Source organism: Streptomyces sp. NPDC052101, assembly GCF_040680235.1.
Lineage (GTDB): Bacteria > Actinomycetota > Actinomycetes > Streptomycetales > Streptomycetaceae > Streptomyces.
This window is the reverse complement of record NZ_JBFAWH010000002.1, coordinates 192995-208858: the sequence shown is the minus strand read 5'-3', so window position 1 is coordinate 208858 and position 15864 is coordinate 192995. Positions and strand designations below refer to the sequence as shown.

Here is a 15864-nt window from a genome sequence, read left to right as displayed (position 1 = left end):
CGGGACCGTATCCCGAAGCCGACTCCCCAAACGGCACCGCACAACAGGACAGGCCCGGCGCTGATCTCTCAGCACCGGGCCTGTCCTGTGTTACGGCTGTCGGGGTGGCGGGATTTGAACCCACGACCTCTTCGTCCCGAATGAGGTTCGGTCAAGATCGACACCTGCGTGGGTAGATAAACGTGCAGGCCAGAGCCTTGGTCTGGGTTGGTGTGGCGCGGTCTCGCGTGGTCTCTGGGAGAAGATCATCTCCCAGATTTCTCCCAAGGGGGTGGTGTGGCGGCACGCCTGCCGTGTCTGCATGACGCATTGCGTCAGCGAATTTGCGCTGGTTCGGTCGGGCAGTGCCGCCGTTGCCTTGTGGAGAGCCGGGCGATCTCCTGGCGGCAGACCGTGTACTGCGGCTCAACGAACCGTACCGACGTGATCGCGGCGTCCCAGCACTATGTTGCGCCATCGTTCCCGGGTCTGCTGTTCCCCGTCGATCCACCGTGCTCGTACGGTGATCGGGGGAAGCGGGAGGTCGCCCATGAAGTGCGCGATTTCGACGTAGTAGGCGTAGTAGCCGTTTTGTGTGAATTCGCGCAAGCGGGCGATGTCAGCCGCGAGGTCGTCCTGGGCGTCAAGGACCGCGTGGTGGAAGCACAGGGCCAGTTGTAGCTTAGCCGCGGCGTAGGAGATGCCGGAGACGCCGATTTCTGCGAGCTGGACGGTCGCCCGGTCAGGCAGGTCTACGGCGAATCCTGCGTCGCGCACGAGTGTGGCGATGTGAGCGGTCATCTCGTTGGAGCGCAGACTCAGGGGCGACAGCAACCGGTCCGCGAGGTCGAGCTCGTCGTCGGCCCGAAGCGGGTCGACGAAGGATACGGCGAAGGCGAGATGTGCCTGGGCCACGGCGGTCTCGCCGACCACACCGTGTTCTTCGGCCTCACTCCGGGCTGCCAGGTACGCGGCTGCCGCCCGCTCCATGTCTCCCTGAACCCACCACACGTCCCCCAGCACCCGATGGTGCCGCCCCTCCCAGCCCAGCCTTCCGGCGGCCTCCACCGCCGCAGGGAAATCTCCGGACACTCGGCTCAGGTGCGCCAGGCCCCGTCGAGCGGCGGAAGCGAGCCGACCGCCGGTGGACGCGACATGCTGCATGCCGCGGCGGGAGTCGACGGTCAACCCGAGGTCCCGCTGGGCCTTCGCCCGGTAATACGTGGCCAGTTCGACCAGGCCATCGGGGAGCAACCCCGATGCAAGGACGGCGGAGAGCCGACTGACGGTGCGTTCACGGTGTTCGTGCTGGCGCCGGGCGATGGCACTGAGCGTTTCCACCAGGGCATCTGCAGCAGTCCGCACGCCCCCCGACGACGCGGCATCGGCGCCGGGGAGCACCAGCGGTTCCCAGATCGAGTCCCCTACGTACTGGAATGCCGCATCGCCGAGCCAGCCGAGATCGAGATGGAAGTCCCGTGCGAGGAGCAGCCCTTGCTGGAGGCACCCGACCAGGACAGTACGGTCGCGTCGCGGGTCCTGGCGCCATTGCGATTCCAGAGCGTGGAAAGCGCGTTGGGCCGCGCGCTGCCAGTCCTGCTCCGACCAGCGGTCGTCACTGGCGTCGTCCGCGTTGCGAATAGCGGTGCGGATCAGGTCGTGGACATGGAAGGGCCACACCCCGGAGGGGGACTCCCGGATGAAAGGACGCTCGGTCAACCGCAGGGCAGGTGCATCGTGCTGCATGCCGGCGGCCTGGGTGGCCAGGGGCACGGAGAACGCGCTGAGCAGGCTGACCGAGCGGAGTACGTGGCGTTCCTCGGCGGTCAGGTCTCTGAGAGTACGGGCGATCAGTGCGGGAAAGTCGTGGTCGAAATCTGTGACCTGCGGCTGTCTGCCGCTGCGCCGAAGCTCCAGGTAGCGCATGACCGACAGGTCCAGATACAGGGGCAGCCCGTGGGAGCGCTCGGCGATGATCCGGCGGACCGGTTCGTCGATCAGCGGCTGCCCGTTGCGGCTGAGCCTGCGGGACAGGTAGTCCTCGCAGTCTTCCGGGGAGAAGTCGCCGATCAGGATGTGGCCGCCGGATACGCCTGACCGGGTATGGGTCGTGTCGGAGACGAGCCCGGGCCACGCATTCGGACCGGTCCAGTCGAGTTGCCCTTCCAAGCTGCTCTCTGCCCACTGGAGGCGGTTGCGTCCGGTGACGACGAAGAACGCGTTGGGCATCAGCCACACGATGCGCTGGAGCAGGCGCTCGAAGTCACGGTGGGTGCGGTCGCCGGTGTCCTCGAAGGTGTCCATCAGGATCACAGGCAGCGCGCTCTTGTCGGCTGGGAGTTGGGCCAGGTCCCAGGCGAGCAGGTGTGGGTAGAAGCTGAGGGCTTCCAGGTCGGGCTCGGCTTCCAGCAGGTCGGCCAGGCGGGAGCAGCCGGCGAGGGCACGTACGGACTGGCGCCGCTCGCGTAACGCCTTGATGAGCGCCCCGCCCCCGTGTCCGAGTGCGCTGCCGACGGTGCCGGGTAGGAGCAGGGCCTGGGCGACGTCGCCGAGGGCGGACTGCATCTGCTGCGGTAGAGCGGCAGCGGCGCTGAAGCGGCTCAGCAGCCCGCCCCTGCGCAGGTAGTCCTCGATCGGCTCACCCGGGTGGTTGTGCTCCCAGTAGCGGCGCAGGGCGAGGTCAAAGGCGGGCATCGGCCGGCCGAGCGTGGCGACGGCAAGGCGGATGGTGAGGACGACTCGTTCGAAGTCCATGCCCGCGGCGCGCGAGAGGTCGATGCGGACCGGCAGGATCCGTTCCTCGTGGGATGACGCTTCCCACTGCACTGGGCGGTGCTCACTGTGGGCGAGCGACGCTTCGATCTTGCGGGAGAGCGTTGACTTGCCGATCCCGCCCACACCGTGGAAGACGATGATGTTAGTGCGGGGACTCTCCAAGTCCTCCACGTCGAAGCCAGAACTGGTCAGGCGCCGTATGTGATCTGCGAGGCCAGCGGTCACCGCCTGCCACTGTGCCTGCCGGTTCGTGAACGCCTCACTGGCGGCGATGCTCCGGTCGTTCGAGCTGAACAGCGTTCGAAGATCCCGCCCTGCCATGGCTCCCCCTGACGATCAACCGGGGTAAATCTACGTCCCTTTGGGGGCAGCCTGACAAGCACGCATTCAGGCAGAGTCCGCAGGTACAGCAGGCGCGATGGCCCGATTCCGGCCCCGGGCTGTCACGTCATGCCCGCACCGAATCCCATCAGGCGAACAGCGGTCGGGGCTGGGACTGAGCTCCGCGCAAGAAGCAGAATTCGGTCAATCTCTGTTCTCCACCAGCAAGTTGTGTGCATTGTCGCGTTTGCGGTCTGGTGATTTTCCAGGTTCACCGTGACGATGCCCGCCGGATCGACGAACGGGGACGCATGGCTTTGGGGTGGGGGCTGCGGGCTCAGGGCCGGGTGGGTGGTGGTGAGGCCGAGGGGCCGGAGGTACCGATTCAGGTTGACCCCGAGATCTCTGGCGCGGGCCGCCACGGCGAAGTGGAACCATCCTCTTCGGAAGTGACCAGGCTGCTGTGCCAGGCCGTTTACGCGCGTCCTGACCGAGTTGGGGCAGTCAAAGCGTGGTGGCGCAAGCTCCGGGGCAAGGGCAAGAAGCCGAACAAGCCACGGCGCAGTACCCGTAGACGCATCTACCTGGAGGGCAGCGACGACTGCCCGCCGCTGGGCGAGCCCGTGGCGCAGTGGGTTGTGGACCACGTACTGCACGGGCCGCCGCTGCCTGTTCCGTCGTACGGATTCGACCTCGTACCCGTGATGGCGCACAGCCTGCGTGCACGGCGACGTCGATGGGCTCGACGCATGGCGGTGCTGTTCCTGGCTGTTCTCGTGATGTACGCGGCACCGCGGGCGGCCGTCGTTTGGATAGGGGTCGTCCTGGTGGCTCTCTTGATGCGCTGGGCAGCGTATCGGGCGTTGCGAAAGGGGAGGAAGTCGCGGCTGGCCAGTTCACCCCGGGTGGCGTATCTCGTGCTGTGTATCCCGTGGGTGCTCGCGGTCGTTCCGTACAAGCCGGTGGGCGACGAGGTCGTCCCCCTGCGGGTTGGGCTTCTTCTCTTGCCCTTCGCACTGTTGGTTGGGGCCGCGCTGGTGTGTGTTGGCGACCGGCTCGCTGCGCGGGCGGCGCTGGCCCGGCTTGTCCGAGAGGGCGTGTCGTCCGATCGGCTGCCGTGGGTTGCCGCGAAGGGCGGGCGCCGGATGACGCACATAGGCAACGAACAGGGGCGGCGGGAGCTGCCGTACGACGAGCCCGAGCACTTCGTGGGTGCCGGGCGCGACGTGTGGGGATCCGCTGACATCGCCATCCCGTTGAAGCCGAAGGATCCGGAGGAGTCGGTCAAGCCCTTCGGGGAGGCAGAACTGTTGCGGCGGATGGGTGCGGCGCTGCGGGAGCTGGGGCGCGGAGCCCGGGAGATCACTGATCCGCTGCCCGGCTTCTCTGTCGCGGAGGTGCTGGGTCTGCCCTCGGCGCTGTGGCTGCGGCGCACCCGCGCGGCGAAGCTGGAGGTGCCGGACTTGCGCGGCCGGGGGCGCCGGTCGCCGTCCAGCATGCCGGACCGGTTGTATCTGCGGGCGCAGTGCGTCAGCTGGGACGGCCAGGTCGTGGTCAGCGTATTCGTACACGCCGCACTGGAGGCGGGCGAACTACGGCTGACAGTACGTCCGCACGTGATGACGCCTCTGTACAACGAACTGCGGGTGACCGACGCACCAGTCGCTAAGCGGGGGACACGATTGCTCGGCTGGGTCGTAACGCAGTCGCTGCTGGACGCGGCTACGGGCCCGCTCGCGCTGTGGCGGTTCGTGGCGCGACTTGGGCTCGGCGAACAGGTCGAGGACGGCCGCGCTGAAGAGAAGGATCCGGTCAGCCTGCGCGATCGATACTCCACCGAAGAAGTTACGGACATGCACCAGAGCGATGACGCCAAGAGACATGTCGTGTTGATGCAGACCTGCATCTTTCGGACCGTCGCCGAGTACCTCGACGAGCTGGGTGTGGACACCGCCCCGTATGAGCGCCAAGTGGCTGCGGTCATCACCAACATCCAGGTGTACGGCGACAACAACGCGCCGATCCAGAACGTCGCGGGCAGTGACATCCGCGGGGTGGGCCAGAGTAACGGCAACCAGGGAGGCAAGTGATGAGGATGGGACGGCGTCGCCCCGAGCCTGAGCAGGGACACGGCTCGGGTATCAGCATCGGCGGCAACAACAACGCTCCGAACCAGAACGTCGTGGGCCAGAACATCTCCCACGTCTACCAGTCCGCGCCAGTCCAGGGCACTGTCGACATCGAGGCCGTACGAGACCTCCTCACCGCGTTCCGTGCCGATGTGGAGCGCAATGAGGCGGGCCTAGCCAATGCGGCAGTGCTGCGTGCCATGGCGGACACCGTGGACACCTCACTGGCCGCGCCCGACGTACAGGCCGGCGTACTTCGGGGCATCGCCCAGGCACTTCCCGCCGTGGTGACAGGAACCGTGGTCCAGCAGGGCGGCGAAGCACTCGCCAACGCCATTGCTGGATGGCTGAGTTGATGCGTGCACTCTGTGCAAGTGCCAGGGCGAACACGGGATGAAGGGTTCCGGCTGCCGACTGAGGCGTGCGCGGATACAGTGCAGCAACCAGTGGGGGAGACGGCACACGTGGACGAAATGACCTTCGCCGTGACGACAGTGGTCGCGGCCCTGCTCAGCGAGGCGTCACAGGATGCCTACGCGAGGGCTCGGGACATCATCCGGCGTCTGTTGAGCAGGGATAGCCGATCGGATACCACGGTCCTCTTGGAGCGCCTCGACCAGCACCGAGCGATGGTGGTGCAGCGTTCCGCGCCGGACCGCGGTGAGGCGGCGCGCAGGGCCGCAGCCGAGTGGGCTCCCGCCCTGGAACAACTCGTACGGACGGACCCGGCGACCTATGCGGAGCTGCGTACCCTGATCGGAACAGACAGGCAGACCTCCGTGACCAACCAGCACAACCACGGCTCGGGCACCTTTATCAGTGGCAACGTCGAGGGTGGTCTCACGATCAATCACGGCACGGCGCATGGCAGAGACAGCTGAGCCCCCGAGAGAGGGAGACCAGCACAACCACGGTCCCGGGATCTTCATCGCGGGCGATGTCATCGGGGACGTCCATCATCATGTTGCTTCCACACCTAGCGGGCATGCCGGTGAGTCCCCGACAGAAGCGGAGGCTCGCAACGGTGGAGAGACTCCTGAGACCGGCGAACCGGCAGAAGATGAGGACGAAGAAGATGGCCCGCTATGGTCACTGATCGGCTACGGCTGGTTCACCGTCCTGCTTTTCGGGATGGCCGGCGTCGGGCTGAAGGATGCGTTCACGTCGAGGACACCGACGGTGGAGCGTGTGGCCTCGGTACCTCTGGCCGCCGGTCTGGCCCTCGGCGGGTTGGTGGTCCTAGCGTTCGCGTTCGCGGCGCTCGCCGAGGTCTGCGCCGTTGGCGCGGTCAATGCGGCCGGTTCGGCTCGCAGGCGAGGAGTGGAAGGTCGATGTGCCGCCGCCCGGCTGAACCTGCGACAGGCCCGCATTGTTGCCCGCTGGGCTCACAACAGCGCGGTGGTCGCCGGCGTCGTGGCGGCGCTCGTCGGCTTCCTGGCCGTGAGCAGAAGAGCGGCGGAACGTGCACACGATGCGCGCGAGTGCGCCGAGTCCGAGGTCACGAAGACTCAAGCGGCACTGAATGATCAGAGTCCGGCCAGGTAGGGCGCCTGAGGCGCCTGCCCTGGACAGGTCCGGGGCAGGCCAGGACCCGGATTCGTGTGAGGTGTTCGGCAGAGCGCTGACTACTCAGTCCGGCGGGTCGACGAACGTGCAGTCGTACCTGCCGTCCCCGGTCGACAGGAGCGTCTTGTCTTTGTCGGTCCAGGTCAGTTCGAGACGCCCCTGGTGTGGGCGATCCCGTGAACGAACGCTGCGAATGAAGCCCCGTCGACAAGCAGCGCAGGCCCCTGAGGGTCCTTGCTGTCGCGGATGGCGACTCCGGCGTACGTCGTATCCGCGAGGTCGGCTATCTCGACGCAGTTGTTGCCGGCGCCGTCAGAGTAGGACGACTTGAACCAGCGCGCGCCGGCGTCGGTGAGTTCGGGCGCCATGTGGGTACGGGTCAGGGTCATTTGCTGATCTCTCGGGTGAGTTGATGCAGGAACGCGGGTGTGTCCTCCGGCGGCAGCGCTGATGCCGTGAGGGCGTTGAACTTCCGGGTGAACCTTCCGACCTCGCGTGGCTTGTCGGAGACCGACGTGGCGCTCCACGCGTTGTCCACCTGCACTGATGTCGGCATGCTGTCGTCCAGGTGCAGGATGGTGAAGTCGTGCACGGACAGGTAGCCCCGCAGGGACTGGGGGAGTACCTGAACGCTCACGTTGGGCAGGGAGGCGAGCCTGATGATCTCGTCGTACTGCTCCCGCATCACGTCCGGGCCTCCCACGATGTACCGAAGGGCGGGCTCGTACAGGACAGCCCTCAGTCGCAGCGGCTCCTCCTCCCTGGTGAGGGCCTCCCTCCGCCGCATCCGAACCCGGATGTTCTTGTCGATGAACTCGCTCGTGGTCTCCTCGATCGGTTTGGCGAGTTCGTACAGAGCGCGTGCGTACGCCTCCGTCTGAAGCAGCCCGAGAACGAGTGCCGGGTGGAAGGCCCACGTCTCCCGCGCCGCGGTCTCGATCCCGACGAAGCGGGGCATGCCTGACGGCATCGTGGACCGGAAGGGAGTCCACCAGTCCTGACTCGCGCCGTCGCGCTGAATTCCCAGCAGCTGGTCCACGTCGCGGTCGTCGGTCACGCCGTACAACTCCAGCAGGGCCCGCAGATCGCCGGCACTGCGGAGGTCCTGGAGGCCCTTCTCGACGCGGTGCAGCTTGGTGACGTACAGCCCCTTGATGACGCCGCTGCCGGCCACGTCGTCCAGCGTCATCCCGGCCCGTTCACGCAACTGCCGTAGCTCGTAACCGAGTTCGATGCGCCTAACCGTTGGCCTGGGTTTGGCCGCCATGTGCTCGCCTTTCCGTCGCATGCCTTTGTCGAAACCGCGACGCGCGCAGTCTGACACGCGATATGCGCGCCGCAACAGACCATGCGCTTGCGGTGTCATGTGCCATTTTCCTTCGCGGTGAAATTTCTTGAGCCGTTTCGTTGCGAAGCAACTTTCCCACCGGGCACGGTGGTTGGGCCACCCGCCGGGATGCTTCCTCACCCCCGGCCGAGTTCCTGACCTGTCTGCGGAAGGACTAGGCGATGGTGCCCTCGATTCCGACCACGGCCTCACCCGTTCCCTTGAGTCTCACGAGCCTGTGCGACGCCGCTGAGGACGGTGCGGTCGTAGGGATCCCGTCGCCCGTTGATCTCGCGTTCCTACGCGAGAGATCGCGTGTGGAGCAGGTCCGGCGTATCGGTACCGCCTGGTTGAAGAACGTGTGCCGAGTGCCCAGCGTCCGCGTCGAAGCCGCCGAGGTGCTGATCTCGGAGCTGGTCACCAACGCGGTGCTCCACGGCCGGGGAGAAGCGGTCGGCTTCCGTATGCGGGTTACCGGAGGGCGGGTGCGGCTTGAGGTCAACGACCACTCACCATCCGCGGTGCCCGAGCCGGGACGTGTGGGCCCGGACTCGGAGAGTGGGAGGGGCCTCTGGCTCGTGGACGTGCTCGTCGACGAGCTCGGCGGAACCTGGGGGTTCACCGCCGACGGAACGACGGCCTGGTGCGTCTTTCCCGTGGTGCCCCAGTTCTCGGACGTCGGTCACGAAGGCCGTTCGCGGAGTCAGGACCACAGCCTCGGATCGAAGCGCAGGCGCCAATGAAACCGGTGCCCAGAGACACGGTCCGTCAGCACGCCCGCGCCCGGCGGACGGGACTGAGGCCCCTGTGCTGGGGCCTTCGCCATCCGCTCCGACTCCTGCGGCGCTACGGCTTCGGCTGGTTCCAGTTCGCCGTTCTGATCATGCCCGTTCTGCTCACCCTCTGGCTCGTCTTCGATCCCGTCGACTTCGGCTCTCTGCTCCAGCCGTAGGGAGACGCGGCCGTCGCCAGGCGCCACCGACAGTGCGCCGGCATCTCAGCCCGCCTCTCAACATCACACCTGATCAAGGAGTTCCGCATGCCTCAACATCGGGCCGCTGCCTCTCACCGCGTACCGCTACAGAAAGACTTCGTCGTCGACGTGGCTCGGTGCGCGACGTCGCTGCCCGAGTGGCAGCTCGCCGAGGGCCGACTGTCCGAGAAGTCTGCCACCGCCTACCGACAGACCCTGGCGGACCTTCCGCGCACTCCCGAGTTCGTCGCCACATGCGACGGCCTGCTGAACGACCCGGAGGGCGAGGGCTTCGCCGTCCTGGAGCTGGCCGGGCTTCTCGACGCGGCCGACACCGAGGAGGCCGGTGTGCGCGCCGTCACGGCACTGGTCTCCCTGATCGCCACTCCGCTGCGTGCCTTCGACCGGTGGCCGCTGTGGAAGCCGCTGGGCACCAACCTGACGATCGACCCGATGCGCGCGACGGGCACCGGCTACAACCCGATGCACATCGACATCGTGAACTCCAGCTTGCCGCCCGACTACAGCGCCCTTCTGTGCGTACGCCCTGACCCCAGGGGCCAGGGCCACAGCCTCGTCTCGCAGGTTCGCCGCGCCGTGGACCGGCTCAGCTACACAGACGCCGAGCGGTTGACGCACACGCGTTTCGAGGACGGAGACTTCTACGACCTGACCGGTGTCGGCGAGGAGTGGAACCCGTTCCCCGTTATCGACGGGCTCCCGCCCCTGAAGGGCTTCGTACGGTTCACCGCGAAGATGCTCGCCGACGCCGATCCCGACGACCCGTACATCAAAGCGGTCTGGGCCCTGGAGCGCGAGCTCGTCCTCGGCCAGCGGAAGTTCCTGCTCGGCAGGGGCGACCTGCTCATCGTGAACCAGCATCTGTGCTGTCATGGGCGCGAGGCGCTCGGCGAAGGGCAGGGGGACGTGCCCGAGGACGAGCGCCGACTGCTCCTGCAGATCTTCCTGCGCCGCGCGGAGGCCGTGGCATGACCGAGGCCGTGTTGCTCCCCACCCCGGTCGTTGGCGTATCGGCCCGTCCGCGGATCACACTGACGGTGTGGCTGGCCGACCTCACGTACACCCAGCAGGCGATCTCAGCGGAGACGATGCCGCAGGCGGTCGGCGGCCTGGCCACCTATGCGTCCACGAAGATGGACCTGGCTCACCCAGTGCGGCTGTTCAAGTACCCCGAGGCGCTGGCGGTCGCGCTGGAGCAGGACGGCCCGCCCGACGTGATCGGGTTCTCGCACTACATCTGGAACAGCCAGCTCTCGCTCGCGTTCGCCGAGTTGGTCAAACGGCGTTTTCCGGACACCACCATCGTCTTCGGCGGCCCTCACTATCCACTCCGTCTGCCGGAACAGACCGACTTCTGGCACCAGCGCTTGGTCGGGAAGGTGGACTTCTACGTCGAAGGAGAGGGTGAGGCGGCGTTCTCGGACCTGCTGCTCACCCTCAACGACTTCGACCGGAAAGAAGTGCGCGGCACCATCCCGGGAGCACACAACCTCCACGACGACGGAGCCCTGTACGCGCCGCCGCCCCGCCCGCGGATCCGCTACCTGTCCAGCGTGCCGTCTCCCTACCTGGCCGGCCTCATGGACGAGTTCTTCGACGGCAAGCTCGTCCCCACGGTGCAGACGAACCGCGGCTGCCCCTTCAAGTGCACCTTCTGCCAGGAGGGCACCCGGTACTTCCAGACGGTCGCCAAGAAGCACGAACGGCAGATCCGGGACGAGCTGCACTACATCGGCCGCCGCATGAAACCGCTGGTCGAGTTCGGCGCCGCCCGCAACGAGCTCCTCATCACCGACAGCAACTTCGGCATGTACCCCGAGGACCAGGAGACCTGCCGGGTGATCGCCGAGTGCCAGCAGCTCTACGGCTGGCCGCGCGTTGTCAACGTCACCACCGGCAAGAACCAGCGCGACCGCGTCCTGTCCGCCGTCGCCCAGGTCCCCGGCGCGATCAGCCTGTCCGGCGCCGTGCAGTCCCTCGACCCCGATGTGCTGCGCAGCATCGCCCGCAAGAACATCGACACCGGCAAGCTCATGGAGATCGCCCTGGCCGCCTCGGAAGCCGGCGCGGGCACGTACAGCGAGGTGATCCTCGCCCTCCCCGGCGACTCCAAGGCCAAGCACCTTGGCACCCTGCGCCAGCTCGTGGACGCCGGATTCGACCGGCTCAACATGTTCCAGCTCACCCTGCTGCCGGGCAGCGAGATGTGCACGGACGCCTACCGCTGCGAACACGGGCTGGTCACCAAGTGGCGCGTCATGCCGCGCTGCTACGGCACTTACAACGCGCTCGGGGAGGAGCTGCGTACCGCCGAACTGGACGAGGTCTGCGTCACCGTCCCCGACATGCCCTACGAGGACTACCGGGAATGCCGGGTGATGAACCTGCTGCTGGCCTCCCTCTACAACGGCGGCACCTTCGCCGTCCTTTTGGTCATCCTGCGCGCCCATCGGATTTCGCCCATGCGCTGGCTGGAGTTCGCGCGGACCCTTGGCCGCGGTTCCGCTCTGACCAAAGTCCTGGAGGAGTTCACGGCCGAGACCGACGATCAGCTGTGGGACGACCGCACCGAGCTCCTGACGTACGCGACCGAGCACATCGACGAGTACGTCGCCGGCCGCCTTGGCAACAACCTGCTCTACACCTACCGGACCCGGATCATTTCCGAAGCCCTGGAGGACACCGCGGACCTCGCCGCCCGCGCCTGCCTGACCGCGCTCCGGGAGATCGGCGTCGGAGTGGGCGGTGGGAGCCTCATGGAGGCCCTGGTACGGGAGAGCGCCGAGTACCACCGCCTCGTACTGTCCGACATCTTCCGCACCGACCCTCCCGAGGTACTGCGCCAGACCGCGCGCTTCGACCTCGACGAACTGCTGGCCGCGGCCGGCCGCCGGGAGGTCGTGCGACTAGACCCGCGCAACTTCCAGCACCCGGAACCGGGCGTGCGCGAGTTCGTCCTTACCCTCGCCCAGCAGCGCACCCTGAGCACGTATCTGGAGCAGTTCGGAACCACTCCTTGGGGCGCCGGACGGCTCCTCACGAAGGTCCGGCTGCCTGATATCGTCCGGCAAGTCCGAATGACCCCTGGCCCGGGCACGGCCCCGGCGCCCGCCGGAACGGGAACACCGACGACGTGACCAGCGCAGACCTCGACCGCCGCCTCGCCGCCCTGGGACGTTCCTTCCGGCTGATCGTCACGGGCGGCGGGACGGGCGGCCACACCTACCCCGCGCTCACCGCGATCCGTACGACGAGCGCACGACTGGCCCGCCTGGGGAGCGGCCTGGACGTGCTGTGGGTAGGTACCGCGACCGGCCTGGAGGCGCGAGTCGCCGAACGTGAGGGCATCCCCTTCAGAACGGTGGCCACGGGCAAGATCCGCCGCTCCAGCAACCCGCTGAAGCTGGCTTCTCCCGCGAACATCAAGGACATGGGCCGCGTGCCGCTCGGCGCGGCCCAGGCCCGCGCGATCGTCTCGGACTTCAAGCCCGACATGGTGCTGTCGACCGGCGGCTATGTCGCGGTCCCGGTCGGACTCGCCGCCAAGTTCTGCCGCCGTCCGCTGGTCATCCACGAGCAGACCGTGCGCCTGGGGCTGGCCAACCGGGCCTTGGCCCGCGCCGCCACCCGCGTCGCCGTCTCCTCGGAGTCGACGCTCCCGCTCCTGCCGGACTCGGTCCGCGCTTCGGCCGTGGTGACCGGCAACCCGGTCCGCCCCGAGGTCCTGACCGGTCAGCCGGACAAGGCGATCAGCGCACTCGGCCTGACGGGCTTCGATCCCGCCCTGCCCACGATCTACGTCACCGGCGGCGCCCAGGGCTCCGTCCAGATCAACACCGTCGTCCGCGCGGTCCTGCCGTGGTTGCTCACCCAGGCCAACGTCATCCATCAGTGCGGCGCCACGTCCATCGAGGAGTCCCACCGGTACGCGACCGAACTCCCGAACCACCTTCGGCACCGCTACCTCGTCACCGACTTCGTCGGCCCGGAGCTCCCCGACGTCCTCGCCCTCGCCGACATCGTGATCTCCCGCAGTGGAGCCGGCACGATCGCCGAGCTCACTGCCCTGGGTAAGCCGTCCATCCTGATCCCGCTCGCGACGTCGGCGGGCAACGAGCAGGAGCACAACGCTCTGCATCTTCAGGAGGCCGACGCCGCTGTCGCTCTCCTGGGGGGCGCGGTCACGCCCGAGGGGCTTCGTGACGCCGTCGCCCCGCTCATCTCTTCACCTGGCGAGCGCCGGCACATGGCGGAGCAGGCCCGCTCTCTGGGACGTCCGGATGCTGCCGACCGCTTGGCGGAGGTCTTGCTGGACGTGGCCACTGGTTGAAGCGCGCTACTTGATCGGCAGCCTTCCTTCGTACTCCTCGCACCGCTGTGTTGCCTGCCGTCCCGTGTTGCTGGCAGCCGCGCCCGCGGGGTCAGGTACTACGAAAATGGTCGGTGCCGGGTCGGCCCAGGAAAGGTATCCGTCGAGGGGGCACCCTCTCTTGCCCGGACAACACCGGAACAGCTAGGAGCCGAGCTGTCCCGCCCCGACGGCTATGACGAAGCTTGCCCAGTCGGGCATGTCGAAGAGCAGCACGGGTCCGTCGGGGTTCTTGGAGTCCCGGATGCCGATTCCGTTGGGGAAGTCGGCTACTTCGACGCAGTACGAGTCCTCGTTCCCGCTGTACGAACTCTTGTGCCAGGAACGCCGTGGCGTGTGCTGAGACTTCATCGGTGCCCTTCCAGAGCCTCACATCGTGCTGGTGCCGATCCGGTAGACGATCTTCTCGTTGTCCTCGTCGAACCCGAGCGATCGGTAGAAGGTGCGCGCATCCGAGTTCACCCGGTCCGTCATCCATTCCAGGCGGGTGCAGCCGGGGCGTGCCGTAGCCAGGTCACGGAGTTCGCTCATCAGCTGGGCCCCGATGCCCTGCCGACGCAGGGTGTCACGGACGTACAGCTCCTTGAGGAAGAGGGAGTGGGTGGAACCGGCGCTCGGCCAGAGGAACGAGTACGCGGCGAGGCCCACGATGTCGCCCGCCTCGTCCTCGACCACCAGGGCGGAAGCCAGAGGCGGCGACCCGAAGAGCGCCTCCTCGACCTGTGCCTGACGCTCGTCGAACGGCTGGATGTCGGCATCCGCGGTGCCGTAGAAGCGCTCGATCTCCTCGATCAGCCTGGCCAGCTGTCGGACGTCGTTCTTCTCGGCCGGCCGGATCGTCACGGTCATCGGCGTACAGCTCCTCTCGTGAGGGGTGAGCCTCGGGCGGGCGGCGGTGCGGTCAGGGGGCGGCCGGCGCGGCAGCATCCAGCACCCAGCCGTACCCCTGTAGAGAACCCTGGACGTGCCGAATGAGATACGCCAGGTCCGCGCAGTAGACGGATGGGTTGCGGTACCCACGGTCTGTGCTGAAGCGGTGGGGCAGGTATCCGCCGCCGCACACCGCCACCAGGGGACAGCCCTGGCATTCCTCGGCGAGCGCGACCGTGCCCTCCTGCTGGCGGTGCCGGAGCTTGGGGTGGCGGACGGCAGTGTCGAAGGAGTCGTTGAAGACGTCGAGCCCGAGGCTGGTGGCGCCCTCCTCGACGGAGCGGAGGGTGTCCACGCCCTCGATGCTGCCGTCGGACTCGATCACGACGCTGGTGGGTGGAGCCAGCCCGAGCGTCTCCACCGAGCTGCGTACGCCGGAGCTCAGCGCGACGATGTCCTCCAGCATCCGGACGCTGTGCTGGTGGTCCGGGCGGTTGAGCCAGGCGTCATAGACCTGGCTCATCCAGAGCCCGTACTCGGGCACGCTTGGGTCGTTGCGGTGGGGTGGATCGTCGTGGGTCCCGTGCGGGAAGCCGAAGTCGATCACGGGAGGCTCGAAGGATGCCAGGTAGTCGTGGACCTCGACCGGGTCGTTGGCCAGGTCCACGACGGCGAGTAATCCGGCGAACAGGTGCGGCCGGGATCGCAGGAGTTCGATGCCGCGCACGGTGGAGGCCGAGCTGGATCGCCCGTGGTGGGTGAGCCGGTGTCGGTCGTTCGCGGCCGGCGGCCCGTCGAGACTGACGCCCACCACCACGCCGTACTGCTCGAAGAGGTCCAGCCACGTCTCGGAGAGGAGTGTCGCGTTGGTCTGGAGCTCGAAGTGCACCTCGGTGCTCGCCGGAATCCCATCCCGAACAGCAGCGAGGAGGTCGGCCATGTGCCGGACACCGGCGAGCAGCGGTTCTCCGCCGTGCAGCACGACGTGGACGGACGGGAGGCCATGCGCCATGACGTGCTCGCCGATCCTCCGGGCTGCGGCTTGGGCTACGTCCAGGCCCATCCGGGCAGGCAGGTGCCGCGCCGCCTGGTCCTTGGAGTTGAAGACGAAGCAGTAGTCACAGTCGATGTTGCAGCGGTTGGCGATCTTGAGGATGAATGTCCGGAAGGGAACGGCGACTTCGAGCCTCGTCATCGATGGCAGGTGTTCAGAACGGCCAAGGCCAGACGAGCGAGGCGGCGTGGGCGCCGTCGCCGACGCGGTTCGTCGCTGCCTGTTCGGCCACCCGGCGCTGTTGTACTCGGGCGGCGACGCGGTCCAGGACTACGTTGCGCTGGGCGGGCTGCCGACCGGCGGGAGCCATGGCGTGCGACGTGGAATGGGATGTACGTGACGGCATTCAACGCTCCTCGTGAAGGACGTGGCCGAGACGGGACGGGCGCAGTGAGACAGCGATGGTTGAAGGCGCTAGATCAGCCCGCAACGTAGCAGGCCGGCCACTTACCGCAACACAGGGAAACCGGCCACGCACTT

Annotated in this window: 16 protein-coding genes; 9 read left to right on the top strand and 7 right to left on the bottom strand. The window is 67.4% G+C overall.

The window, feature by feature from the left end; translation table 11 throughout:
* Positions 1 to 405: 405 nt before the first annotated feature.
* Positions 406 to 3075 carry an ATP/GTP-binding protein gene (locus AB0L75_RS04615; RefSeq protein WP_365175273.1) on the bottom strand — a complete coding sequence of 890 codons (2670 nt, stop codon included), beginning with the start codon at positions 3073 to 3075 and terminating at the stop codon, positions 406 to 408.
* A gap of 257 nt (positions 3076 to 3332) precedes the next feature.
* Between AB0L75_RS04615 and AB0L75_RS04610 the strand changes: the two genes are divergently transcribed.
* From AB0L75_RS04610 to AB0L75_RS04595, 4 genes are all read left to right on the top strand, one after another.
* Positions 3333 to 5165: a hypothetical protein gene (locus tag AB0L75_RS04610; RefSeq protein ID WP_365175271.1), complete on the top strand. Its 1833-nt coding sequence runs from the start codon at positions 3333 to 3335 to the stop codon at positions 5163 to 5165.
* Entirely contained in the window at positions 5165 to 5560 is a 396-nt protein-coding gene (locus AB0L75_RS04605) for a hypothetical protein (protein ID WP_365175269.1), read from the top strand. Before AB0L75_RS04610 ends, AB0L75_RS04605 begins: the two co-directional genes overlap by 1 nt.
* 108 nt (positions 5561 to 5668) lie before the next feature.
* On the top strand, positions 5669 to 6085 hold the full coding sequence (locus tag AB0L75_RS04600) for a hypothetical protein (RefSeq protein WP_365175267.1): 417 nt from the start codon (positions 5669 to 5671) through the stop codon (positions 6083 to 6085).
* Complete coding sequence (locus AB0L75_RS04595; RefSeq protein WP_365175265.1) at positions 6069 to 6749, top strand: hypothetical protein; 681 nt, start codon at positions 6069 to 6071, stop codon at positions 6747 to 6749. Before AB0L75_RS04600 ends, AB0L75_RS04595 begins: the two co-directional genes overlap by 17 nt.
* A 164-nt stretch (positions 6750 to 6913) precedes the next feature.
* Here the strand turns inward: AB0L75_RS04595 and AB0L75_RS04590 are convergent, their stop codons facing one another.
* Positions 6914 to 7159 (bottom strand): DUF397 domain-containing protein, encoded by a 246-nt coding sequence (locus tag AB0L75_RS04590; RefSeq protein WP_365175263.1) that lies wholly within the window; start codon positions 7157 to 7159, stop codon positions 6914 to 6916.
* Complete coding sequence (locus tag AB0L75_RS04585) at positions 7156 to 8037, bottom strand: helix-turn-helix transcriptional regulator (protein WP_365175261.1); 882 nt, start codon at positions 8035 to 8037, stop codon at positions 7156 to 7158. The genes AB0L75_RS04590 and AB0L75_RS04585 overlap by 4 nt, the downstream gene beginning before the upstream one ends.
* A 242-nt stretch (positions 8038 to 8279) precedes the next feature.
* Between AB0L75_RS04585 and AB0L75_RS04580 the strand changes: the two genes are divergently transcribed.
* The 5 genes from AB0L75_RS04580 to AB0L75_RS04560 all read left to right on the top strand — a co-directional run bounded on the left by AB0L75_RS04580 (position 8280) and on the right by AB0L75_RS04560 (position 13421).
* Positions 8280 to 8840, top strand: a complete 561-nt coding sequence (locus AB0L75_RS04580; RefSeq protein WP_365175259.1) for an ATP-binding protein — start codon at positions 8280 to 8282, stop codon at positions 8838 to 8840.
* A gap of 5 nt (positions 8841 to 8845) precedes the next feature.
* A complete protein-coding gene (locus AB0L75_RS04575; RefSeq protein ID WP_365175257.1) occupies positions 8846 to 9049 on the top strand; it encodes a hypothetical protein in 204 nt (67 codons plus the stop codon).
* Positions 9050 to 9136: 87 nt separating this feature from the next.
* Complete coding sequence (locus AB0L75_RS04570; protein WP_365175255.1) at positions 9137 to 10063, top strand: TauD/TfdA family dioxygenase; 927 nt, start codon at positions 9137 to 9139, stop codon at positions 10061 to 10063.
* The gene (locus AB0L75_RS04565) at positions 10060 to 12228 is read left to right on the top strand and encodes a radical SAM protein (protein WP_365175253.1); all 2169 of its coding nucleotides are present in this window, start codon (positions 10060 to 10062) and stop codon (positions 12226 to 12228) included. The genes AB0L75_RS04570 and AB0L75_RS04565 overlap by 4 nt, the downstream gene beginning before the upstream one ends.
* Positions 12225 to 13421, top strand: coding sequence for a UDP-N-acetylglucosamine--N-acetylmuramyl-(pentapeptide) pyrophosphoryl-undecaprenol N-acetylglucosamine transferase (locus AB0L75_RS04560; RefSeq protein WP_365175251.1), 1197 nt, complete (start codon positions 12225 to 12227; stop codon positions 13419 to 13421). The genes AB0L75_RS04565 and AB0L75_RS04560 overlap by 4 nt, the downstream gene beginning before the upstream one ends.
* A gap of 183 nt (positions 13422 to 13604) precedes the next feature.
* Here AB0L75_RS04560 and AB0L75_RS04555 read toward each other — a convergent pair whose 3' ends face one another.
* From AB0L75_RS04555 to haaA, 4 genes are read right to left on the bottom strand one after another with little or no spacing between them, the layout of a single operon-like run.
* A complete protein-coding gene (locus AB0L75_RS04555; protein ID WP_365175249.1) occupies positions 13605 to 13811 on the bottom strand; it encodes a DUF397 domain-containing protein in 207 nt (68 codons plus the stop codon).
* An 18-nt stretch (positions 13812 to 13829) separates the two neighbouring features.
* Positions 13830 to 14309, bottom strand: coding sequence for a cyclophane-containing RiPP N-acetyltransferase HaaN (haaN, locus tag AB0L75_RS04550; RefSeq protein ID WP_365175247.1), 480 nt, complete (start codon positions 14307 to 14309; stop codon positions 13830 to 13832).
* Positions 14310 to 14361: 52 nt separating this feature from the next.
* Complete coding sequence (locus AB0L75_RS04545) at positions 14362 to 15525, bottom strand: FxsB family cyclophane-forming radical SAM/SPASM peptide maturase (RefSeq protein ID WP_365175245.1); 1164 nt, start codon at positions 15523 to 15525, stop codon at positions 14362 to 14364.
* 13 nt (positions 15526 to 15538) lie between these two features.
* Positions 15539 to 15730, bottom strand: a complete 192-nt coding sequence (gene haaA / locus AB0L75_RS04540) for a HaaA family cyclophane-containing RiPP peptide (protein WP_365175243.1) — start codon at positions 15728 to 15730, stop codon at positions 15539 to 15541.
* Positions 15731 to 15864 lie beyond the last annotated feature (134 nt).